Origin of the sequence: Terriglobus sp. (assembly GCF_965201105.1) — a bacterium.
GTDB lineage: Bacteria > Acidobacteriota > Terriglobia > Terriglobales > Acidobacteriaceae > Terriglobus.
Genome location: NZ_OZ241741.1, coordinates 2,945,765 through 2,968,136, shown reverse-complemented (window position 1 = coordinate 2,968,136; position 22,372 = coordinate 2,945,765). Strand labels below are relative to the sequence as shown.

Annotated in this window: 26 protein-coding genes and 1 pseudogene; 15 read left to right on the top strand and 12 right to left on the bottom strand. The window is 61.4% G+C overall.

Annotated features, from left to right (window positions below; genetic code table 11):
- Positions 1 to 12: 12 nt before the first annotated feature.
- Complete coding sequence (gene gltX, locus ACOFKT_RS13075) at positions 13 to 1,638, bottom strand: glutamate--tRNA ligase (RefSeq protein WP_419804417.1); 1,626 nt, start codon at positions 1,636 to 1,638, stop codon at positions 13 to 15.
- Between the two features lie 59 nt (positions 1,639 to 1,697).
- On the opposite strand from gltX, the gene ACOFKT_RS13070 reads away from it, so the two are divergent.
- Entirely contained in the window at positions 1,698 to 1,958 is a 261-nt protein-coding gene (locus tag ACOFKT_RS13070) for a type II toxin-antitoxin system Phd/YefM family antitoxin (RefSeq protein ID WP_419804416.1), read from the top strand.
- A complete protein-coding gene (locus ACOFKT_RS13065) occupies positions 1,955 to 2,323 on the top strand; it encodes a type II toxin-antitoxin system VapC family toxin (protein WP_419804415.1) in 369 nt (122 codons plus the stop codon). Before ACOFKT_RS13070 ends, ACOFKT_RS13065 begins: the two co-directional genes overlap by 4 nt.
- Positions 2,324 to 2,332: 9 nt before the next feature.
- On the opposite strand, the gene ACOFKT_RS13060 is transcribed toward ACOFKT_RS13065, so the two are convergent.
- The gene (locus ACOFKT_RS13060) at positions 2,333 to 2,764 is read right to left on the bottom strand and encodes a hypothetical protein (protein ID WP_419804414.1); all 432 of its coding nucleotides are present in this window, start codon (positions 2,762 to 2,764) and stop codon (positions 2,333 to 2,335) included.
- Positions 2,765 to 2,910: 146 nt separating this feature from the next.
- Positions 2,911 to 3,519, bottom strand: a complete 609-nt coding sequence (ispF, locus tag ACOFKT_RS13055; RefSeq protein WP_419807170.1) for a 2-C-methyl-D-erythritol 2,4-cyclodiphosphate synthase — start codon at positions 3,517 to 3,519, stop codon at positions 2,911 to 2,913.
- A gap of 181 nt (positions 3,520 to 3,700) precedes the next feature.
- Between ispF and ispD the strand changes: the two genes are divergently transcribed.
- Together ispD and ACOFKT_RS13045 are read left to right on the top strand one after the other, a co-directional pair.
- The gene (ispD, locus tag ACOFKT_RS13050; protein WP_419804413.1) at positions 3,701 to 4,414 is read left to right on the top strand and encodes a 2-C-methyl-D-erythritol 4-phosphate cytidylyltransferase; all 714 of its coding nucleotides are present in this window, start codon (positions 3,701 to 3,703) and stop codon (positions 4,412 to 4,414) included.
- Between the two features lie 10 nt (positions 4,415 to 4,424).
- The gene (locus ACOFKT_RS13045) at positions 4,425 to 5,792 is read left to right on the top strand and encodes a TCR/Tet family MFS transporter (protein WP_419804412.1); all 1,368 of its coding nucleotides are present in this window, start codon (positions 4,425 to 4,427) and stop codon (positions 5,790 to 5,792) included.
- A gap of 40 nt (positions 5,793 to 5,832) precedes the next feature.
- Here ACOFKT_RS13045 and ACOFKT_RS13040 read toward each other — a convergent pair whose 3' ends face one another.
- Positions 5,833 to 6,156 carry a type II toxin-antitoxin system RelE/ParE family toxin gene (locus ACOFKT_RS13040; RefSeq protein ID WP_419804411.1) on the bottom strand — a complete coding sequence of 108 codons (324 nt, stop codon included), beginning with the start codon at positions 6,154 to 6,156 and terminating at the stop codon, positions 5,833 to 5,835.
- The gene (locus ACOFKT_RS13035) at positions 6,125 to 6,349 is read right to left on the bottom strand and encodes a hypothetical protein (RefSeq protein WP_419804410.1); all 225 of its coding nucleotides are present in this window, start codon (positions 6,347 to 6,349) and stop codon (positions 6,125 to 6,127) included. The genes ACOFKT_RS13040 and ACOFKT_RS13035 overlap by 32 nt, the downstream gene beginning before the upstream one ends.
- Positions 6,350 to 6,508: 159 nt before the next feature.
- Between ACOFKT_RS13035 and ACOFKT_RS13030 the strand changes: the two genes are divergently transcribed.
- On the top strand, positions 6,509 to 8,044 hold the full coding sequence (locus tag ACOFKT_RS13030) for a M20/M25/M40 family metallo-hydrolase (RefSeq protein ID WP_419804409.1): 1,536 nt from the start codon (positions 6,509 to 6,511) through the stop codon (positions 8,042 to 8,044).
- A 12-nt stretch (positions 8,045 to 8,056) separates the two neighbouring features.
- On the opposite strand, the gene ACOFKT_RS13025 is transcribed toward ACOFKT_RS13030, so the two are convergent.
- Positions 8,057 to 9,844, bottom strand: a complete 1,788-nt coding sequence (locus ACOFKT_RS13025) for a hypothetical protein (RefSeq protein ID WP_419804408.1) — start codon at positions 9,842 to 9,844, stop codon at positions 8,057 to 8,059.
- A gap of 206 nt (positions 9,845 to 10,050) precedes the next feature.
- On the opposite strand from ACOFKT_RS13025, the gene ACOFKT_RS13020 reads away from it, so the two are divergent.
- The gene (locus tag ACOFKT_RS13020; RefSeq protein ID WP_419804407.1) at positions 10,051 to 11,925 is read left to right on the top strand and encodes a hypothetical protein; all 1,875 of its coding nucleotides are present in this window, start codon (positions 10,051 to 10,053) and stop codon (positions 11,923 to 11,925) included.
- Between the two features lie 451 nt (positions 11,926 to 12,376).
- Here the strand turns inward: ACOFKT_RS13020 and ACOFKT_RS13015 are convergent, their stop codons facing one another.
- Entirely contained in the window at positions 12,377 to 13,498 is a 1,122-nt protein-coding gene (locus tag ACOFKT_RS13015) for an acyltransferase family protein (RefSeq protein WP_419804406.1), read from the bottom strand.
- Positions 13,499 to 13,937: 439 nt separating this feature from the next.
- On the opposite strand from ACOFKT_RS13015, the gene rpmI reads away from it, so the two are divergent.
- Together rpmI and rplT are read left to right on the top strand one after the other, a co-directional pair.
- Positions 13,938 to 14,135 (top strand): 50S ribosomal protein L35, encoded by a 198-nt coding sequence (gene rpmI, locus ACOFKT_RS13010; protein ID WP_419804405.1) that lies wholly within the window; start codon positions 13,938 to 13,940, stop codon positions 14,133 to 14,135.
- A 239-nt stretch (positions 14,136 to 14,374) separates the two neighbouring features.
- Positions 14,375 to 14,752 carry a 50S ribosomal protein L20 gene (gene rplT / locus ACOFKT_RS13005; RefSeq protein ID WP_419804404.1) on the top strand — a complete coding sequence of 126 codons (378 nt, stop codon included), beginning with the start codon at positions 14,375 to 14,377 and terminating at the stop codon, positions 14,750 to 14,752.
- A gap of 69 nt (positions 14,753 to 14,821) precedes the next feature.
- Here rplT and ACOFKT_RS13000 read toward each other — a convergent pair whose 3' ends face one another.
- Both ACOFKT_RS13000 and ACOFKT_RS12995 read right to left on the bottom strand, forming a co-directional pair.
- Positions 14,822 to 15,202 carry a hypothetical protein gene (locus ACOFKT_RS13000; protein WP_419804403.1) on the bottom strand — a complete coding sequence of 127 codons (381 nt, stop codon included), beginning with the start codon at positions 15,200 to 15,202 and terminating at the stop codon, positions 14,822 to 14,824.
- Between the two features lie 19 nt (positions 15,203 to 15,221).
- On the bottom strand, positions 15,222 to 15,620 hold the full coding sequence (locus ACOFKT_RS12995; protein WP_419804402.1) for a DoxX family protein: 399 nt from the start codon (positions 15,618 to 15,620) through the stop codon (positions 15,222 to 15,224).
- A gap of 109 nt (positions 15,621 to 15,729) precedes the next feature.
- Between ACOFKT_RS12995 and ACOFKT_RS12990 the strand changes: the two genes are divergently transcribed.
- Genes ACOFKT_RS12990 through ACOFKT_RS12970 form a run of 5 tightly spaced genes read left to right on the top strand, consistent with a single transcriptional unit; the run spans position 15,730 to position 19,458 of the window.
- On the top strand, positions 15,730 to 16,167 hold the full coding sequence (locus ACOFKT_RS12990) for an MmcQ/YjbR family DNA-binding protein (protein ID WP_419804401.1): 438 nt from the start codon (positions 15,730 to 15,732) through the stop codon (positions 16,165 to 16,167).
- A gap of 24 nt (positions 16,168 to 16,191) precedes the next feature.
- Positions 16,192 to 16,950 (top strand): FG-GAP repeat domain-containing protein, encoded by a 759-nt coding sequence (locus tag ACOFKT_RS12985; RefSeq protein ID WP_419804400.1) that lies wholly within the window; start codon positions 16,192 to 16,194, stop codon positions 16,948 to 16,950.
- A gap of 39 nt (positions 16,951 to 16,989) precedes the next feature.
- On the top strand, positions 16,990 to 17,736 hold the full coding sequence (locus ACOFKT_RS12980; RefSeq protein ID WP_419804399.1) for a hypothetical protein: 747 nt from the start codon (positions 16,990 to 16,992) through the stop codon (positions 17,734 to 17,736).
- A gap of 36 nt (positions 17,737 to 17,772) precedes the next feature.
- Positions 17,773 to 18,585, top strand: a complete 813-nt coding sequence (locus tag ACOFKT_RS12975) for an SDR family NAD(P)-dependent oxidoreductase (protein WP_419804398.1) — start codon at positions 17,773 to 17,775, stop codon at positions 18,583 to 18,585.
- A gap of 18 nt (positions 18,586 to 18,603) precedes the next feature.
- On the top strand, positions 18,604 to 19,458 hold the full coding sequence (locus tag ACOFKT_RS12970; RefSeq protein ID WP_419804397.1) for a hypothetical protein: 855 nt from the start codon (positions 18,604 to 18,606) through the stop codon (positions 19,456 to 19,458).
- Between the two features lie 81 nt (positions 19,459 to 19,539).
- Here ACOFKT_RS12970 and ACOFKT_RS12965 read toward each other — a convergent pair whose 3' ends face one another.
- Positions 19,540 to 20,076, bottom strand: coding sequence for a VOC family protein (locus ACOFKT_RS12965; protein WP_419804396.1), 537 nt, complete (start codon positions 20,074 to 20,076; stop codon positions 19,540 to 19,542).
- Here ACOFKT_RS12965 and ACOFKT_RS12960 point away from each other — a divergent pair.
- Both ACOFKT_RS12960 and ACOFKT_RS12955 read left to right on the top strand, forming a co-directional pair.
- Positions 20,025 to 20,141 (top strand): annotated as a pseudogene (locus ACOFKT_RS12960) (HTH domain-containing protein); the annotation flags it as partial. The gene ACOFKT_RS12965 and the pseudogene ACOFKT_RS12960 overlap by 52 nt on opposite strands.
- A gap of 81 nt (positions 20,142 to 20,222) precedes the next feature.
- Positions 20,223 to 20,744: a helix-turn-helix transcriptional regulator gene (locus tag ACOFKT_RS12955; protein ID WP_419807169.1), complete on the top strand. Its 522-nt coding sequence runs from the start codon at positions 20,223 to 20,225 to the stop codon at positions 20,742 to 20,744.
- 39 nt (positions 20,745 to 20,783) lie between these two features.
- Here the strand turns inward: ACOFKT_RS12955 and ACOFKT_RS12950 are convergent, their stop codons facing one another.
- Both ACOFKT_RS12950 and ACOFKT_RS12945 read right to left on the bottom strand, forming a co-directional pair.
- Complete coding sequence (locus ACOFKT_RS12950; RefSeq protein WP_419804395.1) at positions 20,784 to 21,407, bottom strand: thioredoxin family protein; 624 nt, start codon at positions 21,405 to 21,407, stop codon at positions 20,784 to 20,786.
- A gap of 52 nt (positions 21,408 to 21,459) precedes the next feature.
- Positions 21,460 to 22,368 (bottom strand): ferritin-like domain-containing protein, encoded by a 909-nt coding sequence (locus ACOFKT_RS12945; RefSeq protein WP_419804394.1) that lies wholly within the window; start codon positions 22,366 to 22,368, stop codon positions 21,460 to 21,462.
- Between the last annotated feature and the right edge of the window lie 4 nt (positions 22,369 to 22,372).

Genomic DNA, 22,372 nt, shown 5'->3' with positions numbered 1-22,372 from the left:
CAAAATCACCCTTCATTCTCTCGTTAGGTGCGTTGTTCTGTGCCCTACTTGGCCCCTTCCAGCCAGTGCCAGCGCTTTCTTCTGCGCATCTAAAAACCGCCGCATGCGGTCCAGTGTGCGGGCCTTTCCAAAGACGATCAGCGATTCCAGTAGCGGCGGCGACGCGGTCTTGCCGGTCACGATCGCGCGCAGCAGCATAAACGCTTCCTTGACGCTCCACTCCGCTTGCTTAGGTTCAGAGATATCCGTCACGCTCCGCACCATCAGCCACTCGCGCAGTTTCATATTGATGACTTCCGCATCCCAAACCGCGCTCTCTAGAACCGTCAGCATGCCTTCAGTGAAACGAAGGGCTTCTTCCACCGTGCGCTTTTTCGGAACGAACAGGTCCGCGGAAGGCTGCACATCGTCCTTGAAGAAGAAGTCAGCCATATCCCCGAATTGCGCAAGCGTCTCAATGCGCGTCTGCACCAGCGGTGCGATCTCGCGCAGGTAGCTATCGCTGAAGATCGTCTGCCGCAGCGCCTCGAAAAAAGCATCGCCGCTCATCGCGCGCAGATACTCGCCATTCAACCACTTCAGCTTGGTCAGGTCGAACACCGGCCCGCCCAGCGAGATGCGATGAAAGTCATACCGCTCCAGCATGTCAGCAAGCGAGAAAACGTCCGCGAGCTTCATATCCAGACCTTTGCTGACAATCTCCTGCTCCGTCGGCTGTGCCATGCCGCCGCCCATCAGGCCCAGAAAATTCAGCAGCGCCTCTGGCAGGTATCCAGCCTGCCGGTAGTAAATAAGCGACACCGGATTTTTGCGCTTTGAAATCTTCGACTTGTCCACATTGCGCAGCAGCGGCATGTGCCAGAAACGCGGCACGTCCCAGCCAAAGGCCTGGTACAGCAGTACGTGCTTCGGCGTAGAGCTGATCCACTCCTCGGCGCGAATCACGTCCGTAATGCCCATCAGGTGGTCGTCCACAACGTTGGCCAGGTGATAGGTCGGGTAGCCGTCCGACTTCAGCAGCACCTGGTCATCCACGTTCACGTGGTCAAAGGTGATGTCGCCGCGCAGTTCATCGCGAAACGTGGTGCTGGCGGTGCCGGCCGGCTTGTCGCCGTCGGGCACGCGCAGGCGCACGGTGTACGCCTTGCCCTCGGCCAGCGCGGCCTCGGCCTGCGCCGGCGTGTAGTTGCGCGAAGGCCCGTTGTACTTGGGCGGCAGCTTGGCCGCGGTCTGCTCCTTGCGCTCGGCTTCCAGCTCCTCCGGCGTTTCAAACGCACGGTAGGCATGGCCGCTCGCAACCAGCTTGTCGCAGTACTCGCGATAGATTTCAGTACGTTCGCTTTGGCGGTACGGGCCGTGCGGTCCGCCCACGTCGGGACCTTCGTCCCAGCGCAAGCCCACCCAGCGCAGCGCGTCAAAGATCATCTGCTCGCTGGTGGAAACAAAGCGGGTGCGATCCGTGTCTTCGATGCGCAGCACAAAGGCGCCGCCGCGCTGCTTGGCAAACAGGTAGTTCAGCAAGCCGATGTAGGCGGTGCCCACGTGCGGGTCGCCGGTGGGTGACGGCGCGACGCGAACCCGCACCGGGCCGGACTGCTTCGAATTACGGGAAGGAAGTGCAAACTGCTCGGAACTCATGCAAGTCAAGGGTAGCAGCGGCGTTGCGCGGCTGACCGGCCTGCATCTAGTCTTGACGCATGGGCGCCTACCAGATCAAGCAGCACGACACGGAATTGGCCGAACTGCTGAACTGCGCGGAAGCCGGCGAAGAGATTGCCTTGGAAAAAGACGGAGCCATTGTGGCGAAGATTATCCCATTTCGCGCCCCCGAGACGGACGATCGGCCCGTCAGGCGCCGCGGTGGACAGAACGCTTCAGGGCTAGCCGGAGCCGATCTGTCGTGGTTGGACGAGCCGTGGCCCGAAGATATCCAACGTGCCTTCGGGATGATCGATTGAAGCTGCTGCTGGACTCCCATGTGCTGCTGTGGTACGACGTCTCGGCGCTCAATAGCAAAATTCGTGCGAGTGTCGACATGGCTGAAGAAGTTTACATAAGCGCTGCGACGGTATGGGAGCTCACTTTCAAGCAAACCGTAGGGAAGCTGAAGCTTACACTACCGGTCGTCGCAATCGCTAAGCGGAACGGAGTTGCACTGATGAGCATCACGCCCGAGCACGCGCAGCTCGCGGGTGAGCTTCCGCTCTATCACTGCGACCCGTTCGATCGCATGCTGGTCGCGCAGGCCCGAATCGAAAGCCTAACGCTCGTCACCCACGACAAGACACTCCAGCAGTACGGCATCGCCGTACTGCTGGCATAAACGGCTGACCTAAAGCTGCGTCGGCGGTTCGGTGGGCGGCGGCGGATACGCGGCCGTGCTCGACACAGGAGGCGTCGGCACGTAGGCGCCGGGCGCGCTGTAATTGTTCGCAGCCGGCGTCATCGGAACCGTTCCCGGCGCGTACACCGGCGGGTACGCGCCCGGCGGCACCTGCGGTGGGTAGGCCCCAGGGTATTCCGGTGCGGGAACCACGCGCCAGCGCGAGAACGCAAACACATACAGCATCACGATGTTGACCACGGGAACCAGGATCAGCAGCGACAACGCCGGATGAAAGCCGGCCTTCTTCACAATCTGCCACAGCGGAATGATGTACAGCGCCAGGAAAAACAGCACCATGAAAAAGAAGAACGGGCCCAGAAACGCCAGTGCGTGCGCTGCCGTCGGATCCAGGGTTGTGGGTGCGTCCTGCATGCTCATGATCGAATCCTTCCAACCCGCAAGGTGCGGGTGTAGAGCGTTGTACGCAAGTTCGCCCCAGCGAGTTGCCTGACCCGCCAAATTCGCCGGCCAAAAACGGCATTCAATAATCGGCAGCCAAAATCGGCAGCCCAGTCCCTTGCGGTCTATGTCAGGTCGTCCGTATCAAACGCCGGCTTGCGGCCCAGCCGCCGCATGTCGTGCGGCTCATCCACCAGCGAACGCACCACGACCTCCATCTCCGCCGGATCCTCGAGTTCGGCGGTCATGGTTTTCAGCGGCTCGGGCTCAGCAATTTCTTCCAGCAGTACCGTCACATGCGCCACGGCCACACCGTCCTGGTTCAATCCTTCCGGCGTCTTGGCCTTGATGCCGACATTGCGCGCCGGAACGCTCAGGATCTCCGCGACACGCTCGCGGATCTCGCCCGCGATCGGCACAATTTTCGGGCGATGCATGATCAGCACCGTATCCAGGTTCACAATGCGATATCCCGCCGTCGCAATTTCCTCCAGCGCCGTGCGCACAAACAGGGAAGAGTCCGCACCCTTCCAACGCTCATCGCTCGGCGGAAAAAACGTGCCAATATCCCCAGCGGAAACCGCGCCCAGCAACGCATCGGTAATGGCGTGCAGCAACACGTCGCCGTCGGAGTGGCCTGCCAGACCCTCCGTGTGCTCAACCGGTAGTCCGCCCAGAATCAGCGGCACTCCCGGTTCAAATGCATGAGAGTCGAAGCCATAACCGATCCGCAATCCTGCCAACGTCGCCACCTCACAAATGCGAAGAACTCACCGGGCACGCCCGACACGATCAAACCGTCGAATCATGCGCCAGTCAAGTCTTCAGCATAGCGGAGCGCAAGGGTGCATAGACTGAGACCCTGGTGCCACATACCGTCGCGGCCGAAGCGAAAAGGTCTACACTCAAGGGTCTATGCAGGTCCATGTCATTCTTCCGGCTGCGGGTTTGGGCACGCGCATGCCCGTTCCAGGCGTGTCGGCCAAGCAGTTCCTTGCGCTCGGCGGCGTGCCCATTCTGCTGCGCAGCGTGCAGGCGTTTGCGGCCATCGACCGCGTCGCGTCCATCACGCTGGCCCTGCGCTCGGCAGAGCAGGACCAGGTCAATGCTCTCCTGCAGGAACATGGTCTCACCGGCCGGGTGCGCATCGCGATAGGTGGCGATCATCGTCAGGATTCTGTTGCGAACGCCTTGCGAAGCCTCAGCGCCGCGCCTGACGACGTCGTGCTGGTACACGATGCCGTGCGTCCGCTCATCGACGCTGCCACCATCGACCGCACCATCGACGCGATCCTGAAACACGGCGCAGCCATCGTCGGCCTGCCCGCGGTCGACACCATCAAGCAGGTCGAGCGCACCGCCGATGGCGCCATCATCACGGCCACCATTCCGCGCGAACGTATCGTGCAGGCACAAACGCCACAGGGCGCGCGGTTTGCCGATCTGCATCGCGCCTTTGCCGAGGCCGACGCAGACAGCTTTCAGGGCACCGACGAGGCAAGTTTGCTGGAGCGAGCCGGTCTGACCGTTGCCGTCGTTCCCGGCTCCGCCGCAAACTTCAAAATCACCCAGCCCGGTGACCTGGAACTGGCCGAGTTCTACCTGCGCGGTCGCGCGGTCAGCGCCTGAACCCGCGGCAATGAGCGAGCCCGACGAAGCGCAGCAGCAACAGACCGAACCGGTAACGCGGCACGCGGCAGACGTGCCCGCGTCGCAGGGTGTCGACGACCCCACCGATTACCCGGCCAGCGATCCCGCGCCCACACCGGTGCGGGTGCAGCCCGCCCGCCGCGCTGCCGTCACGTTCATCTTCATGACCGTCACGCTCGACATGCTCGCGCTCGGCATGATCGCGCCTGTGCTGCCGAACCTCATCAGCGGCTTTGTGGGCGGCTCCGCGGCGCGCACGGCAGAAACCATCGGCCTCTTCGGCACCGTCTTCGCGCTCATGCAGTACGTCTTCTCGCCCGTACTGGGGTCTCTTTCGGATCGCTACGGCCGCCGGCCGATCGTGCTGCTCTCCAACCTCGGCCTTGGCGTGGATTACATTCTGATGGCGCTCGCGCCGTCGCTGCGCTTCCTGCTGATCGGCCGCGTGCTCGCGGGCATCACCGCCAGCAGCGTGCCCACGGCGCAGGCCTACATGAGCGATGTCACTCCGCGTGAGAAGCGGGCCGCTGCATTTGGCATGCTGCAGGCGGCCTTTGGTTTCGGCTTCATCGTCGGCCCGGCGCTTGGCGGCTGGCTCGGCTCCATCTCGTCCCGGCTGCCGTTCTGGGTATCAGCCGCGCTCTCGCTGCTCAACTTCATCTATGGCTTCTTCGTTCTGCCGGAGTCGCTTTCGCACGAAAACCGCAGCCCGTTCTCCTGGGCCCGCGCCAACCCCATCGGTTCCATGCGGCTGCTCTCACGTTCGCGCACCATGCTGGCGTTCACCGGGGTTCTCTTGCTCGGCTACCTGGCGCAGAACTCGCTGCTCAACGTCTACGTCGTGTACGTGGAGTATCGCTATCACTGGTCCGTCCACCAGATCGGCAACTCGCTTGCCGTGCTGGGCGCGCTCACTATTCTGTACGGCTTCTTCCTGGTACGCCGCGCTAGCAAATGGCTGGGCGACCGCCGCGCTACGCTCTATGGACTGGCGGGTGGTGGTATCGGCTATGTGATCTTCGGTGCCGCGCATACCGGCCTGCAGTTCGTTGCAGGCATGCCTCTGCTCAATCTCACCTCCATCGCCTGGCCGGCAACGCAAAGCATTATGAGCCGCGCCGCCGGGGCCAACGAACAGGGCCAGTTGCAGGGCGCCATCAACAGCTTGCGCGGCATCGCGGGCGTGGTCGGCCCCAGTCTGTTCACCTGGATTTTTGCCCGCGCGATCACCACCGGCACCGGCCCGCACCTGCCCGGCATGCCGTACTACGTAGCCGCCGCGCTCATGGCGTGCAGCGTCCTTCTGGGCGTGGTCACAGGCAAGGAGGAACCGCGATCTCTGGAAAGTGCTCACTAGAATCAACGGTCGTTCCCTATACGTACTGATTTAAGTACGCTCACATGAAACGGTCGGTCGCCCAACGATCCTGGGCTCCATGGTGAATGCGAAGAATCTGCACTGTGTCCCCGGCAACACGATAGGTCACCAAATAGGGAAGAGGCGAAACGACCAACTCCCGTGTCCCTTCCTTCAGCCCAACACGGCCACGCCAGGGCATCGCTTTCAGCGACCGCACTTCCTCGTACAGCTTGCGCACCGTCGAGTTGGAAAACTGCGGATGGTGCTCATCCAGATACAGCTTGATCTGCTCCAGATCGTCAGCTGCGGGCACGTCCAGCGGAGCCGCATTAGCGTTCCAGCATGGCTCGAACGCGTGCATCCATAGCTTCCTCTTCCAGAAAGTCACCGCGTTCCGCCGACGCCAAACCTTCGTCCACTTCAGCCAGAAAGCGGCTCCGTTTTTGCAACGCAAGCGTCGCGTACTCCATCAGCAGCTCACCCACCGGCTTTCCTTCATGGGTCGCCACCTCTGAAAGCAGCACTTCCTGCTCTGCTGTGAGTTGGATCTGCATGCAATCAAGCCTAGGAGCGGTGCGGAGATGCTGTCAAATTGATCCGCATTCCATGCCTACGCACCAGGTCACCGGCATAGAGGCGACTTTCATCGACCGCACACCGTATAACAAAACAAACCACATCCTGCTTCAGCTCAAGACCCGGAGAGCATTCCCATGCCATCGCCCAAGGTAGTTCTGTCTCTGCTTTCCGTTGCAGCCGCTGCTGTGCTGTCGCTTTCCGTTTCTGCGCAGTTTGGAGCGAACGGTCAGCCCGCGGTCGCCGGTCCGATCACGGCAAAGTACCAGGCCGATGCCAGCAAGATCCTTACCGCCGCTTCCTCTGACAACGACGCGTACACCGCGCTCACCTACCTGTGCGATCACATCGGCAACCGCAACAGCGGCACGCCGCAGCTGAACACTGCCGTGCAGTGGGGCGCGGACCTGATGCGCAAGGCGGGCCTGGAAAACGTAATGGTGCAGCCCGCCATGGTGCCGCACTGGGTGCGCGGCCACGAGGAAGCACAGATCGTCTCCCCCGGCCTGAACGGCACGCCGCGCACGCTGCACATGCTCGGCCTCGGCATGAGCGTCGGCACGCCGGGCCAAGGCATCACCGCACCCGTAGTTTTCGTGCACACGTTCGACGAACTCGACGCGCTGCCGCCCGACAGTATCAAAGGCAAGATCGTCGTCTACAACCCCGGCTGGCACGGCTACGGCGTGGGCTCGCTCTACCGCACCACCGGCGCCTCGCGCGCCGCGGCCAAGGGCGCGGTCGCCATGCTGGTCCGCTCCGCCACCGGCCTGGTCGAGCAAACGCCCCACACCGGCACGCTGCGCTACGACGAAAAGCAGCCAAAAATCCCCGCCGCCGCCATCTCGCCCGAAGACGCCCTCCTGATCGAGCGCCTCGCAAAAGAAGGCACCGTCACCGTGCACCTGCAGATGGACGCCCACCAGGAACCCGACGTCGAAAGCGGCAATGTCATCGGCGAAATCCGCGGCTCTGAAAAGCCCGACGAAGTCGTCGTCGTCGGCGGCCACATCGACTCGTGGGACGTCGGCCAGGGCGCGCAGGACGACGGCTCCGGCATCATGGCCGCCTACGGCGCGGTCAAGCTCATCCACGACCTGCACCTGAAGCCGAAGCGCACCCTGCGCCTCGTCTTCTGGGTCAACGAAGAAAACGGCGGCGCCGGCGGCCGCGCCTACCGTGACCTGGTCGCCAAGAATATCGACAAGCAGGTTGCCGCCATCGAAATGGACGACGGCGCCGAGGCCCCACTCGGCATCGGCTACACCGTGCTGGCCCGCACCCCCGGCAATCGCCGCGCGCCCACCATGCAGCAGATGATGCGCCAGGGCCCGCCACCCTTCAACATGGACGCCCTCACGCCCGAGCAACAGCAGTCCTTCCAAACCATGCAGCAAATCGCCGCTCTCCTGCAGCCCATCGGCGCCGGCAAGGTCTTCCCCGCCGGCGGCGGTTCCGACATCGGCCCCATCGTCGCGCTCGGCGTCCCCTCACTCGCGCCCATCACCGTAGCCGAGCACTACTTCGACTGGCACCACACCGAGGCCGACACCCTCGACAAGGTCAACCTCGACGACTTCCGCAAAAACATCGCACTGCTCGCCGTCACCACCTACGTGCTCGCCGACATGGACGGCCGCCTGCTCGGCACAAAAATCCCTGACCGCGAATAACCCATCGGCCGCCTAGGGCAGCTTCACCGCCATCCCCGGCACCATCCCCGGCGCCGCGGCCTCCTGAACCGCAGCACTCGTGTACCGGCTCTGCGGAAACGCACGTGGCTGCATCACCCGATACTCCTCACGCGGCACCCGAAACGGGCTGCCCATGTAGTGCGTGTGAATGTAGTCGCACAGCGCCTGCTTCACGTTCGGCACCGGCCGCAGCTTCGGCGTGTACAGGTTCGTCACGTCATCGCGCAGGCTCCGGCGCAGCGTCTCGGGCGAGATCATCGCGCACGACTCCTCGTAAGCCACCGGCACCACAATCAGGTCGCGCGGATGCTCCCGCAGCTCCTGAATCTTCTCCTCCGCCATGCCCGGAAACACCAGGTCGAAGCTGTAATACCGTCCCGTCGTCACCTTCGGCCCGAACTGCCCGTCCAGGTACGAAAAATACCGGATCGGCGCACGCAGCCCAACGCCGGCCGGGGGCAGCTCCGTCGCCGCCGGCACCTTCTCCATCCGCGGCCATGAGTGCATCAGCACATTCACCTGCTGCCGCGTGTGGCTGGCATACGCCAGGCCAATGTAGACCAGCCAGCCCGCCATCACCGCGGCTCGGCCCCGCGGCAATCGCAGCAGCGCCAGCGTCACCACCAGCAGCGCCGGCATCGTGTTGATAAAAATATGCCCCGGGTCGGCCCGCCCAAACGCCGCCGGCACCGCCATCAGCGCCAGCGCGACCAGGTACATCTCCGGCCGCGACGACTCCCCGCGCCGGAACGCACACACCACCACACACGCGCTGAGCAGCAGCAGCGCAATCAGAAACAGCGTTTCAAATCCCAACAGCAGCGGCAGGTTGAACGAGCCTCCCGCAAACGTGAACAACACCCCCATCCATCCCTGGTGTGCCGCCATCGCGAACACCGCAACGCAGAACACGACGAACCCCGCCAACGGCACCGCCACCTCTCGCCGCCGCACACCCATCGCGAAAAACAGCACCGTCGCCATCGCGAAACCGATGCCCTGCTCCGGCGAATACAGCAGCAACCCGGTAAAGCAGCAGCCCGCCGCTGCCATGGCCGGCAGCATCCCACCCCGGCCCTCGCCCCGCGCCCCGCTCTGCCACAACCGGTGCACCCACAACGCGCCCACAGAGCTCAACACAAAGCGCAGCGGCGTGTACTGCGCACCCTGGTCCGTGATGGACGTGAACCACACTAGCACCAGCACGCCAAAGGCAAACACTCCGTCCCACCGGCGCGCCCGCAACCTGGCAATCACGCCCCACAGCAGCAGCACGCCAGCCACCCATTCCAGCAGGCAGAACAGGTAGTACGCATGGCCCACCGGAATGTGAAGCGCCGCCGCCAGCCACCACGACGGGTAATACAGCAGCGGGCCGTAATCGAACTGAAAATCGCGATACACACGGCCGCCCGCCATCTGGTTGCTGAAGCGGTCCAGAAAGTAAATGCCCTCGTCATACGGGCCCATGTTGCTCGCCCAGTGCCATAGGTACAGGCTCGCCGCGCTCACCAGCAACACCGCCGCCGCCGGCACAACCCACATCCGCCGCCCCGCCGTCGTGCCCTCCACCTCTGGCAGGCGAAGCCCCCAACCCCGCGTCCACAGCGCAAACAGCAACCCACCCGCAAGCAGCACTGCCTGCGCCGCGCGATTGCTGAACCCGGCCATCACCGAAACCGAAATCCCGCCGCGCGGCGGAAACAGGTACGGCACCATCACCACCGCAACGCAACACAACGCAAAGCCCGCCAGGTAGCTCAGCTGCCTCGTACGCATGTCCCCAGCCCGCATGACCCCAGCATACCCAGCGTGCCAACGGGCGCACCTCCAACGACCGCGCGCGCCAGGCTTTCACAGCAGCTTCCTGCGTTATCATGAGCCGAACATCCCTTGAACCGCCGCAACCGGATCGCTCTGCCTTCACGGCCTCGCGCAGAGCCAAATCCGCTCAACGCAGGCTGTTTTGCAGCCGGGAGAAATGTTTGCTGAAGCCAGCCACGCTGCACCAACGGACCGGCGTGCTTTGGCAAGTGCTCGCCGTTCTCTTCTGCATTGCCTTCGGCCTGGCGCACCTGCTCAACGTCTTCACCGTGGGCGACGGCCTCTGGTTCTGGTACGCCTCGCTCGTGCGCTCCGGCCAACACCTCTACTCCGGGCTGCACATGAACCAGCAGCCCCTCTTTATCCTGCTCACCGCCGGCGCCCTGTCCTGGTTCGGCAAAAGCTGGATCGCGTTTCACATCTTTCCCGCCATCCAGGTCGTGCTCTACAGCGTCGGTCTCATGCTGGTCGCGCGTTACGTGCCCTGGCGCGACCGCAACCGGGCCATGCTCATCCTTGCCGCCTTCGGCATGACCATGACCATCAGCTACTACCGGTTCGACGACTACCACGTCACCACCCAGATTCTCCAGGTCTACTCCCTGTGGCTTCTTCTGGTACTCGACCGCGATCCGTCGCCGCGCCGCGCTCTCGTCATCGCCGCCCTGCTCGGTGTCTTCGCCGGCCTGTCCACCAGCAACCGCCTCAACGACGGAGCAGCCCTCGTCGCCGCCAGCGGCATCGCCCTCTTCGGCTCTGCCTTCCACAACCGCATCGCCGCGTCGCTAACCTTCCTCGCCACCACCGCCGCCTCGTTTCTCTCAGTTATCCTTCTCACCGGCGACAAGCTGTCCGTCTGGTACTTCTACACCGTCGTCCAGGCCGCACAGATCAAGGGTGCATCCGGCCATATCTGGCTCTATCCCCTCATCCTGCCCTTCAGAACCACCTTGCGCTTCCTCAAGAGTCCCCACGCCGCCATGCCGGTCGTGTATGTCGTTCTGGTCGTCATCTGCATCCTTCTCGGCCCGGGGTTGAACCACAACTTTGCCGCCCTGCGCCGCCGCAAGCTCCGGTTCTTCGCATGGATCGCGTTTTCTTTCCTCAGCGTCGTTTTTTACGTCAAGAACATCCTGCCGGGCTTCATCGACGATGCCTTCTCGGCCATCGCCGTTCCGTTCGCGTATGTCCTCTTCCTCGTGCTCATGGTCCGCTTCGTCCGGCATCTGCTCGGTCATGATCGAAGCGGTGTTTGGCACGCTCGCGAACTGCTTCTGCTCATCCCCATGCTGCAGTTGTTTCTTGCGGCCATGACGGGTGGTCACGGCGAAACGGAGAGTTCCCCGGCCATGGCGCTGACCATTCTCCTGCTGCCCATCGTCACGCCGGTCCCGTTCTCCGCAAACCTCAGGCGCGGTCTTGCGCTCACCGCGGCACTGCTTGCCATCGCCGCGTTCTCGTTCAAATATCTGCACCCCTTCGCCTGGCATGACTATCACGCGGACACCATGTTCGCCGACCGCGTCTGGTATCAACACCCCGACTACGGCCCCATCTATCTCGACGCGGACCAACTCGCATGGATCAAACCCGTATGCAAGGAGATCAGGGCTGAACCCGGCGACCTGCTGTCGCTTCCATACCCGCACGCAAACTACTTCTGTGACAAGGCGCCCTGGCACGGATACGTGCAGACCTGGTATGACACCTCCAGCAAACAGGCAATCGAAGGTCTGGTGCACGAGCTTCAGACCGCGCCACCCACGTGGATCTTTTATGAGCGCAACCTCGGCGTGATCAAGGCGCACGAAAAGGTCTACAGCAATGGACAGCCGTTGCCCCAACGCAAAATCGACAGCCTGCTCATGTCGCGCGTGCAAACAGGTCAGTGGACCCTGGTCCACCAGCAGTGCCTCCACGGTGCCGACTGGCTGCTTGTCCGCACCTCAGCACCCCGCCCCGGAGAAGCAGCAGACTTCCCCGTCATCATGAATCAGAAATTCAACTTCTGCGGCAGAACCGGCGACTACGAATAGTACGGCACACGATTCTTGGCCGCTAGGATGTATCCACATATTTATGTGGACCGCATTTGGAAGGGAGCAGCGAGCTTTAGGCAGTGTCTGATGGATCATCGAGCGGCTGAAGACTTGTCATTTCGACCGGAGCACGCGCGCTCTTTGCGCGTGCGCAGTGGAGAAACCTGCATTTTTGTCGGCACTCTCAGGCCATTGTGTGCGTAAAAGAATTCGTCAGACACTACCTAACCCGCTGGATTCGTGCGCTACTTTGTCACTTCTTCTCAATCGCTCGCCTCCGGCGAGCGATTGAGAACGAGATGAAAGTCAGACAGCAATGTTACCCGTGGGCTGAAGCCCACGGCTCCCTCCCAGCTGCCTCAAAAGCGAACATGTCGATACACACTAGGTGTAAGTTTCATTTCCGTTCTTTACGGCTCCCGGCACAAGCGTCGCCAATTGGATCAACTTAGAAATACCGTTTCAAGCGCAAGAAGGGGCTTTCAACAAAACGGAAACTAAGTGCCGCGAGCGCCGCCGTCAGCGCAAACCCGATCGGGACAGTAAACGCTGACACCGTACTAAAGTGCAGTTCCACCGCAAGGTGTTGTAACCAGTCCCGTAGCAACTCGTGAAACAGATAAAAGCCATAACTGATCTCTCCGAGCCACAGCAGTGGTGCCCATCGCAAAGCGCGTGCCATCGCACCGTCATCCAGCAGGTTCAGAATGACAACCGCCGCTGCCACATCCACCAGCGTAAACAACAATGAAGAACTGAACGTGCCCAGACGATTAAAGCCGGTATCTTCATATCGATGAATCGCTCGAGCGAAGAAGAGCGCAACGGGCGCTGTACCAAGTAAGAGAAGCATTCGTCTCCGCGCAATGATCCAGTCCCGGTGCGGTCCCGCCAGCAGCAGGCGAAGAACCGCTCCGATCATCAGAGCGTCCATGCGGGTTGGAAGAATGCGGTAGAGCAGACCATCCCGCAGCATATTCGCGGGAGCGGTCAGGTATAGCGTAAGCCGAAGCAAGGGCGCGGCTACGATCACCGAAACGGCAAGCCAGAGTAAGACCTTATTGCTGCGAACCCGGTACACGACAAACGGCCAGAGCAGATAAAACTGTTCCTCAATGCATAAGCTCCAGAGGTGACCAGTTGAAACCACAACAGTGCTCGTCCGGGGCACCAACGTGTTTAGCGAAAATTGGAAATCCGGCGCGAACGGTTTCAGGTAATCAGCGTAGTTTCCGAGATCGACAAGCCAAAGTGCCTGCAGCCAGTGGAAGTAGGCGTGCACTAGCAGCCCATACGCTGCTGCAAAGCCCAGCACAAGGTAATAAAGCGGGAAGATTCGCAAGACCCGGCGTGCGTAGAAATCCCGGAGTGATTTGGAGCGGTCACGGTAGTCGGCCAGGATGCCAGTAATCAGGAAACCAGAAAGCACGAAAAACACATCCACGCCGATCCAGCCACACCCCAGGACACCATGTCCGCCCAGATCAACAAGAGTGTAGTGATATAGAAAGACCATGAGCACCGCCACGGCTCGTAGCCCGGTCAGGCTTGCGTAATACGGAGGCTGCACAAAGGCACCTTACCATGTGGCACATAGCCGAAGTCCGGTTCGTTATGCGGTTGACCCAATTGGGGCGGTTCGCTCTATTGCAGGGAACAAGGCCTTTCCTGAAACATCGCAAACTGCGACGCTCGACCACTTCCTGACCGGAAGACCTTTGACGTGTCAAGCCCCCATGCGGTCTAAACCGTTGAATAGGTGCAGCTTACACCTGGCATGGTATTTCTCTGAAACAGCTATACTGGAAATGGGAACAAAAGAAAGCGCCGAAAAGGCCAACTCTAACCCATGCAGAATGAAGAACTTGCAGCTAAGTTCTTCTCCCGCAGGAACTTGCGGCAAAGGGGGGAGGGGGTCAAGCATGTATACTCAGCAAGTTGCCGTTTACGCGGTCGATACCGCGCCCTGTCTGCACAGAAGCGCAAATGCAACAACATAGGAAAAACCAATGCCGAAGCTGAAGACCCACACGGGTGCGTCCAAGCGCTTCACGAAGACCGCAAGCGGCAAAATCAAGCGCGGTCAAACCAAGAAGCGCCACATCCTGACCTCAAAGAGCACCAAGGTAAAGCGGAAACTGACCGCCAACGCCTACGTCTCCGACGGCGATCACGCCAAGGTCAGCCGGATGATTCCCTACGCCTGATTCGTCAGGCGCCTGAAACCAAGTTCCATCCAGCCGCGATGTGCGCAAGCCCTTCGCAACGGTCCGGAAACGCGTAGTTGGACCCTCGGCTCCTGAGCCGACATGAGATTGGAACGCAGCACGCGTGTGAAGAGGTTCGGAACGGCCACAAGCCAATCCTCCTGCCTCCAGCCGCGAAACAAACTACGCAGCCCGCGCCCCCAAGTCGCATCGGGTAGCCGGGACCAAAGGAGAACACCATGCCCCGCGTCAAACGTGGCACAAAGCGGAACGACCGCCGCAAGAAAATCCTGAAGCGCGCTTCCGGATACTTCCTCACCAAATCCAAGCTCTACCAGGCAGCGCAGGAAGCCGTCGAACGCGGCCTCAAGTTCGCCTACATCGGCCGCAAGCAGAAGAAGCGCCAGTTCCGCTCACTTTGGATCGTCCGCATCGGCGCAGCCGCCCGCATCAACGGCATGAGCTATTCGACCTTCATCAGTGGCTTGAAAAAGGCTGGCGTTGGTCTCGACCGCAAAATCCTGGCCGACATCGCCGTCCACGACGCCGCCGGCTTCGCCGCCCTGGCCATACAAGCCAAGTCCGCCAACGGCGCAGCCCAGAAAGCGGCAGCCTAGCTCTCAAGCCCAATTCACTCAAGAAATAAGCCCGGCACCCGCCGGGCTTTTCTCTTGGTAAACCAATCCCTAGTAGCCGCCGCTGGTCTCCTGAAAGCCCATCGAATGCAGGTAGCCGTACCACGCGACCAGCGTGAGTGCAATCACCGCCAACCCGCCAGCCACGGCGATCCAGCCCTTCTTCGTCAGCGTGGGCTTGCCTTTGTCGTTCAGCTTGCGGATCTCGCCATCGCCGAACTTTCCCGTCAGCGCCAGAATGCCGACGTACACGCAGAGCGGACCGATCATCACACCCTTTAGGTAATACGTGGTGTGGTTGGTCGCGATCAGCTCCTGAATCGGCCGGATCGCGAAGAAGTAGGTCATTGCCGCACCCGCCGCAATGCACAGAATGCCACCCATCGCGGCTTTGCGGGCCTTTGCGTCCGTCGGAATCAGTGCCTCGTCCATAGCGGCTATCGATGCGGGATCAAAGCTTTGGGCTGCCCAGCACCTCAGGTCCCGAGCTGAAAATGCCGGCAAAAGCCAACCGGTACGCAAAAATCAGGAACAGTTCCAGCACAACGACCAGGATCGCAACCGGCAAACCGGACGGCGCAAAGAACGCGTGAAACAGGAAAATATTGAAGATAACCGGGCCGAGCAGCGTCAAGCCAAGCGGCACAAACCGGCCCACCAGCAGCAGCAGTCCGCCAATCAGCATGATCAGAGCGACGACAGTCATGTAGCCGTGTGTGCTGAGAAGGCTCAGAAATAGACCAGCATCGCCCGGCATCGACTGCTTGTTCAGGTGCAGGATGTTCATAACGCCTGTCGCTACAAAGGCCAAGCCGAGCAGGATGCGTGCAATCAGGACGGCGTACTTCATGGAAGCTCCTCGCAAAAGGCGTGCGGATCGTGTCTGCCAAGTGTAGCGCCGCTGCCCGCCAGCGCAACAGAACACCGCGCTTGCAGCCCTGAACGATACGATATTGGCGATGTACTTCTCGCAAGTCTCGCGCCTGGATGAGGTGCGCTCCGCTCTGCTCGCCTTGCCCCGCGTGGCGGAAACGCTGCAGTGGGGCGGCCGGCTGGTCTTCTGGACGATGGACAAGGCGGTCGGCGGCAAGATGTTTGCCCTCGCCGACCTGGACGCGGTGGACCGGGCCGTGTTCGCCTTTGCCGCCGGACCGCAACACATGCCGCGCCTGCTGGAGTGCGACGGCGTGCATCCCGCGCCCTATTTGGCACGCGCCCACTGGGTCGCCTGCGACCATTGGCAGGTGCTGCCGCTGCCGCAGTTGATCGACGAAGTCTGTGCCGCCTACGACTACGTGGGCAGCCGCATGCCGACGCGTGTGCAGCGGCTTTATGAATTGCCCACGAAGGAGTACCGCGCGCTCGTGCGTGAGGCTCGCGCCCGGGCAACAGAGTAAAGCGCGGCGTCATCTAGCGTGCCCATGCGTCTTTACCGCAAGCTGGCTGCATGCGCGCTCTTTGGGGCGTCTCTATCTCTCGCAGCAGCACAGAGCAATGGCGATCCCGACGGCATTCCGCCCGCCAGCAGACCGAAGCTGAATACGAGTGGACGGACTGTGGCAGATTTCGTGCCGGCCGGCTGGAAGATCGACCAGCAAGCCTCCGGAGACCTGAACGGCGACGGCAGGCCCGACGTTGCATTTGTCTTGCACGGAACAAACAAGGCGCTCCTGATGCCGAACGAATCATCAGGAGACCAGATGTTCGACACGAATCCGAATATCCTTGGTGTCGCCCTGGCGAACGCGGATGGAACGTTTACGCTCGCTGGCCAGAATGGCTATGTCGTTCCCAGGTGGACGCCAGGTCGTCCCACTCCTACCTTTGGCGACGCTCTTTCGTTGACGATTAAGAACGGCACACTTGCCGTGGAACTAACGGTGGAGCCAATGGACCCGTCGATCACGACTTGTATCTTCCGTTACCAGCACAGCCGCTTTGAACTGATCGGCTACAAGCGGTGGGAGATCAATCCCGGCACACAGATGGAAAGGACCTACAGCGTGAATTACTCTACTGCGGTCGAGGTCGTTGCTGACGCCGCGCCGGGCCATGATGCCACCCATCGATTGAAGTTGCCTCAGAAGCCGCCACTTGCCCTGGAAGCGGTGCATGGCATGGACGACCTTGAACGCTTCGCCAAACTTGGTCCTGTCCCGAATGAACGTTGGATTCAGTAAAGCAAGCGGCTCCGCGTCGAGCGCGCATCAGAAGTTTGCATGCACGATGCCGTCAAGTGTGTGACTGTTTGCCTGCTCTTCCTGACCTGTGGCTCGAACATGTACGCGCAGGACGACGATCCCGATATTCCAAAGGCACCGATACCGCGGCTCGCCGCTACGGCCGCGAACGCTGCGGGGTTCGCGCCACGCGGGTGGAAAGTGCAGGTGCAGAGCAGTGGCGATTTGAATGGCGATGGCCGCCCCGACCTCGCATTTGTGCTGCATGAGACGAACCCGAAGCTGGTGCTGCACCCGGATTTCGGCACGGACAACCTGGACACCAACCCGCGCGTGCTCGGCATTGCGTTCGCGCAAATAGATGGAAGCTACAAGCTCGCCGCACAGAACGGCAGGCTGATCCCGCGCTGGACCGAGTCCAACATGGACGACTATTTCGGAGAGGAGGGCTCGCTCACGGTTGCGCGCGGGGCCTTCACTATGGGTTTGCACTACTTCGCGAATATGGGCGGATGGGATGCCGGAAGCACCGCGCTGACCTTTCGCTGGCAGCACGGCCGGTTTGAACTGATCGGCTATGAAAACAACAACCTGAAGCGGAACACCGGCGTGGACACAAAGACGAGCATTAACTTCTCCACGGGCGTGAAGATTGTGAACATCGACACGATCGAGGATGATCGCAGAGGTGTGCCAAACCTCGGGACGCATCGATCCAGGATCGCCCCGAAGCCCTTGCGCACGCTGGACGAGATCGGCAGTGGGTTCGATTTTGAGGCTCCGTAACCTGTGCGCGTCGTTGGCGTTTCGTAGCATAGACCTATGAGTTCTGAGGAGAAGCAAAACGGGGGCGTCGCGCTCTCGCTCCATGGCAAGGTCGCACTCGTCACGGGTGGCTCACGGGGCATCGGCGCGGCGGCCGTGCGGCTGTTTCGTCAATCCGGTGCACGCGTGGCCTTCAGCTATCGTGCGGCAAGCACCCAAGCCGGCTCGCTGCAGCAGGAATGCGGAGGCACAGAAGGGTGCCGCGCGATCCAGCAGGATTTGCTCACGCCCGCCGATGGTGAGGCGCTGGTCGCTTCTGCGGTTGCCGCCTTTGGCCGCCTTGACTGCCTTGTAATCAATCACGGCATCTGGCCGCCGCACGATGCGCCCATCGGCAGCATGACCGATGCGCAATGGCGCGAAACGCTGGGCGTGAATCTCGACAGCGTCTTCGGCCTGCTACGCGCCGGCGTGGCACAGATGCAGCGGCAGCCGCTGCACGCGGATGGTACCCGCGGAAAGATAGTGCTGGTCAGCTCCACCGCTGGCCAGCGCGGAGAAGCATTTCACACCGACTACGCCGCGAGCAAGGGCGCGTTGATCAGCATGACCAAAGGCCTGTCGACCGAGCTGGCGGGGCAGGGCATTGCGGTGAACTGCGTTGCGCCGGGTTGGGTCCACACCGACATGAGCGCGGACACCCTGGCCGACCCGGTCGCGTCCAAGAAGATAGGCAGCACCATCCCGCTTGGCCGGGTGGGCACGCCTGACGAGATCGCCGGCCCGATCCTGTTTCTCTGCACGCCGTGGGCCGGTTTTGTGCAGGGGGAAGTTTTCAACGTAAATGGCGGCGCCGTTCTGGTCGGCTAGCCGCAGCAGGATCGAAGCATGAGTATGCGGTTTCTTGCGCCGTTCGGCGCGTTTGTTTTAGGCGGTATGCTGGCGGGTAACACGGCTTTTGCGCAGGTAAACGACGCGCCTGCGCCGTCGCAAAAGCCGGAAGACAAGATCACTGTCACGCAGCCCGCCGCGAAGGCAGACACCAGCGATGAGGCGGGGCGACGCGTACTCGAGCAGATGAAGGCGGCGCTCGGCGATCAAAAGCGTATGCAGCGGCAGGATTACCGCATGGAGGGCCGCACCTCCACTTTCTTCCAGAACAATCCGACTGGCTCGACCGAGTACGTGCTCTACCATCACCCGCTCGCCGGGTCCACGTTTGAGGACCGCATCGAGCTGACCAAGAAGCGTGACATCGTGCAGATCTGGACGCCAACGGAGGGGTACGAACTCACCTTCAAAGGCCGCAAAGACCTGCCGAAGGAAGACAGGGAGGCTTACTTCCGCCGTCAGCAGTACAACCTGGACGCGCTGGTTACGACGTGGGTCAATGATCGCAACGCTCTGGTTGTGTACAGCGGCCGCAACCTGGTCGCGCGGCGGCAGGCCGATACCGTGACCATCATCAACGCGCAGAATGAAAGCGTCACCATCGATGTGGAGACGGAAACGCACCTGCCGATTCGGCGCACGTTCAAGGTGCGCAATCCCAAGTACAAGGACTTCGACGAGGACAGCGAAGAGTACAGCGACTGGCACTCAGAAAGCGGCACACCGGTGCCCTACGCCACCACGCGCTATCTTAATGGCGACACGGTCAGCCAGCGTTTCGTGACCAAGATTCAGTTTGAGCCCGTCGACCCCGCACTGTTCAATAGCGCAAAGATCGGCAAGCACAAGTAGCGCGACCGGTTGGAAATCAGGGTAGCCGCTGAACCAGATGTCCTCTACTCATCATCATCCGTTGCTCCACAGCCGCCAGCATCACTGCGCGAACTTTTTAATTGCTTCTGGAGTAACAGGGGTGAAGAAGTTCACGAGGTTGCCGTCGGGGTCACGAAACAAGAGCGAGCGATTTCCCCAAGGCATTGTTGTCGGCTCTTGTACGAATCCAGTCAGCTGATCTTTCAGTCGTGAGAACTCTGCGTCCACATCCTTCACGAGAAACTCGAGAATGACACTTCGGTTCGCCTCGGGCTGTAGCTGGTCTTCCGCGCCGAACAGACTGAGCGTACGCGTGCTGCCGATGGCAAGCGTGCCACGTGGTGTTGTGAGTTCAGCGAAGTCGGGCGTATACCGGGTCGCGGAAGTACCGCTGATATTCTCGTAAAAGCTGACCAGCCGCTCAACGTCGTTTGTGATGATGCGCATCGAAACCAGGTTCATCGTTTCCTCCGGCTGGATGTTTCCAGCGTCAGGACGAACGTAACCGGTCTCTACTGACAGCGTAGTGTCAGCATTGTTTGCGTATGCGCCGATCCGACCGACTCTTCCGAGTAATCCAAATTCTGCGGCGTTCACGCCGGCCTGTAACGGCGGACGCCATGGCGGCAGAGCTCGGGGTGTCCGTGCGGTCCGTTTACCGTGACATCGCTGATCTCGTAAGCCAGCGCGTGCCCATTCGTGGGGAGGTGGGTGTCGGATACGTTCTGGACCGGCGGTACGATATGCCGCCGCTGATGCTGACCCCGGAGGAGTTGGAGGCAGCGGTGCTCGGTGCACAATGGGTTGCCGAACGGGGTGATGCTGCACTCGCCAACGCCGCGAGGGATCTTCTCTCGAAGATTACCGCTGCAGTTCCACCCTCGTTGCGCACCTTCATCACCGAGCCGACACTTGGAACGCCTGCCAACAACCTTCCCGTCAGAGATGGGCTAGACCTCGCGAAGGCCCGATCCTGGATCCGTGCCGGACGGAAACTACGCATCCGGTACTGTGACGAAGGCGGGCAAGAGACCGAACGGGTCGTGTGGCCGGTGATCCTCGGCTACGCAGACACCGTTCGCCTGCTTGCTGCGTGGTGTGAGCTGCGCGATGGCTTCCGGCACTTCCGAACAGACAGGATCATCCATACTGATTTTCTCGACCAGGCGCACGGCTCGACACTGCCGGACCTGAAGAGAAAGTGGGAACACTACATGCGAACAACGCGCGAGCTTCGAGTCTCTAAGTCACATGGTGACAAATAGTCCCGGTATTTCGCAATGTGTTAGTAAGCTCGGTCGCAGCTAACGCCGCCATTTGATGTTGCAGCCGAGGCCGGGCCGCTGTTCCGCGAGTGGTGGTTCGCCGGCGAGCAAGGCATTGATGGCTCGCCGCAGGTCGACGCCATGGGCTGCCTGGTGGATGCGCTCATCCTTGATCACGCCTGCGTTCGCGTCGCTTTCGCGATAAGGCCGCGTTTCGTCGAACTGGCCGTGGTAGACCAGCTTGAACTCGCAATCGAACAGGTACAGGTCGGGAGTGCAGGCCGCGTGGAACTCGCGTGCTGTTTCCTGCGACTCGTCGAAGAGATAGGGGAACTTCCAGCCGAGCCGCTCGGCCTGCGCGCGCATGTGTTCCGGAGCGTCCTGCGGAACCTCTTGAACGTCGTTGGACGAGATTGCGACCGTGGCGATGCGGTCCGCGTACTCTGCCACTAATGCGCCCAGCGCAGCTTCCATGTGCTTCACGAATGGGCAATGCACGCACACAAAGGCGACCAGCAGACCCTTGCGTCTGTCTGCATCATCTACGCCGCCAAACACGTCGTCGCGACCGAGTGCCCGGCCGGCGTACATGACGCTGCGCAATTCGAACGCCGGGCAGAGTGCGCCCCTCGGCAACTGCTGGTTTGATTCGGTCCGTGCCATGGTCCTCTACTACCTCTGCGCCACAAGCTCGACTGCAAGACATGCCGGCCCGCTATACCGCCGTAACGGCTCCGTTCACGCCGTTCGGAAAGAACCCGCCCTTTGCCGTGCCGCTGGCCGCAGAGCCGTACAGGATTGCCAGTACCTGCGATGAGGTGCGCTGAAAGGCGAAGCCGTTGTACGTGTTGTTCTGCCCCGTGGTCCCGATTGCCTGCGTTGCGAAGAAGCCGCCCTTGTTCTGTGTCGGGCCAGCCATGGCCAGCGCCACGGTTCCCGGATCCGCGGGGATGATATCGAAGCCGTCGGCAGGCACGTACCCGGCCAGCGTCGACGGGTATGCCGCGCCCTGCTGAATGGCGATCAGCCGCAGCGCGCCGGTATGGAAACCCTCAACGGCAAGGATCTGCGACACCGGAGTCACATTCACCGAACTCAAGCCGCTAATTGCGCCGGCGTAGGCGGTCACACCCACATCTTCAAACAGCCGTGCGATCTGGATGTAGTTGCTGGCGGAGATCGCCGCCAGCGCACTGAAATTGATCAGTGGCCTCTGGATCGCGAGCGAATTCAGGACACTGCGCAGTGCCTGCACGTGGGAGATCTCGTCATACGCGATCTCGGCAAACAGGTCGGCCGTTTGCTGGTTCGCAAAGGTGATCTGTGCCGGCGGGTTCTGCGGCTTGGGGCCGCCGCCGATCAAACCGCTGTCGATATCCTTGCCCGTGACGATGTAGCTGTAGAACGTCGCTTCCAGGTACTCCAGGTTGAGAGCGAAATTCAGGATGTTGTTATCGCTCTGGCTTGCCGCGTCAACATAGGGCGCGGTCGAACCGCATCCCATTACGGCAGCGCCAGCCGCAATGGCGCTGGCAACGCCCACGCCCGTTCCGGTTAAAAAGCTGCGACGGCTCCAGCCCGACTGTCTGGATTCGATCGCGTTTACGGGCAGTTCATCCGCCATGCAC

Bases quoted from the DNA above. Each gene is read 5' to 3' on its own strand.
- ACOFKT_RS12995 (WP_419804402.1), bottom strand. From the start codon at position 15,620: ATGAAGTACGCCGTCCTGATTGCACGCATCCTGCTCGGCTTGGCCTTT.
- ACOFKT_RS12955 (WP_419807169.1), top strand. From the start codon at position 20,223: ATGCCGCCGCTGATGCTGACCCCGGAGGAGTTGGAGGCAGCGGTGCTC.
- ACOFKT_RS13030 (WP_419804409.1), top strand. From the start codon at position 6,509: ATGCCATCGCCCAAGGTAGTTCTGTCTCTGCTTTCCGTTGCAGCCGCT.
- ACOFKT_RS12970 (WP_419804397.1), top strand. From the start codon at position 18,604: ATGAGTATGCGGTTTCTTGCGCCGTTCGGCGCGTTTGTTTTAGGCGGT.
- rpmI (WP_419804405.1), top strand. From the start codon at position 13,938: ATGCCGAAGCTGAAGACCCACACGGGTGCGTCCAAGCGCTTCACGAAG.
- ACOFKT_RS13035 (WP_419804410.1), bottom strand. From the start codon at position 6,349: ATGCAGATCCAACTCACAGCAGAGCAGGAAGTGCTGCTTTCAGAGGTG.
- ACOFKT_RS13000 (WP_419804403.1), bottom strand. From the start codon at position 15,202: ATGGACGAGGCACTGATTCCGACGGACGCAAAGGCCCGCAAAGCCGCG.
- rplT (WP_419804404.1), top strand. From the start codon at position 14,375: ATGCCCCGCGTCAAACGTGGCACAAAGCGGAACGACCGCCGCAAGAAA.
- ACOFKT_RS12950 (WP_419804395.1), bottom strand. From the start codon at position 21,407: ATGGCACGGACCGAATCAAACCAGCAGTTGCCGAGGGGCGCACTCTGC.
- ACOFKT_RS13045 (WP_419804412.1), top strand. From the start codon at position 4,425: ATGAGCGAGCCCGACGAAGCGCAGCAGCAACAGACCGAACCGGTAACG.
- ACOFKT_RS12985 (WP_419804400.1), top strand. From the start codon at position 16,192: ATGCGTCTTTACCGCAAGCTGGCTGCATGCGCGCTCTTTGGGGCGTCT.
- ACOFKT_RS12945 (WP_419804394.1), bottom strand. From the start codon at position 22,368: ATGGCGGATGAACTGCCCGTAAACGCGATCGAATCCAGACAGTCGGGC.
- ACOFKT_RS13025 (WP_419804408.1), bottom strand. From the start codon at position 9,844: ATGCGTACGAGGCAGCTGAGCTACCTGGCGGGCTTTGCGTTGTGTTGC.
- ACOFKT_RS12975 (WP_419804398.1), top strand. From the start codon at position 17,773: ATGAGTTCTGAGGAGAAGCAAAACGGGGGCGTCGCGCTCTCGCTCCAT.
- ACOFKT_RS12990 (WP_419804401.1), top strand. From the start codon at position 15,730: ATGTACTTCTCGCAAGTCTCGCGCCTGGATGAGGTGCGCTCCGCTCTG.
- ACOFKT_RS13060 (WP_419804414.1), bottom strand. From the start codon at position 2,764: ATGAGCATGCAGGACGCACCCACAACCCTGGATCCGACGGCAGCGCAC.
- ispD (WP_419804413.1), top strand. From the start codon at position 3,701: ATGCAGGTCCATGTCATTCTTCCGGCTGCGGGTTTGGGCACGCGCATG.
- ACOFKT_RS12980 (WP_419804399.1), top strand. From the start codon at position 16,990: ATGCACGATGCCGTCAAGTGTGTGACTGTTTGCCTGCTCTTCCTGACC.
- gltX (WP_419804417.1), bottom strand. From the start codon at position 1,638: ATGAGTTCCGAGCAGTTTGCACTTCCTTCCCGTAATTCGAAGCAGTCC.
- ACOFKT_RS13070 (WP_419804416.1), top strand. From the start codon at position 1,698: ATGGGCGCCTACCAGATCAAGCAGCACGACACGGAATTGGCCGAACTG.
- ACOFKT_RS13040 (WP_419804411.1), bottom strand. From the start codon at position 6,156: ATGCACGCGTTCGAGCCATGCTGGAACGCTAATGCGGCTCCGCTGGAC.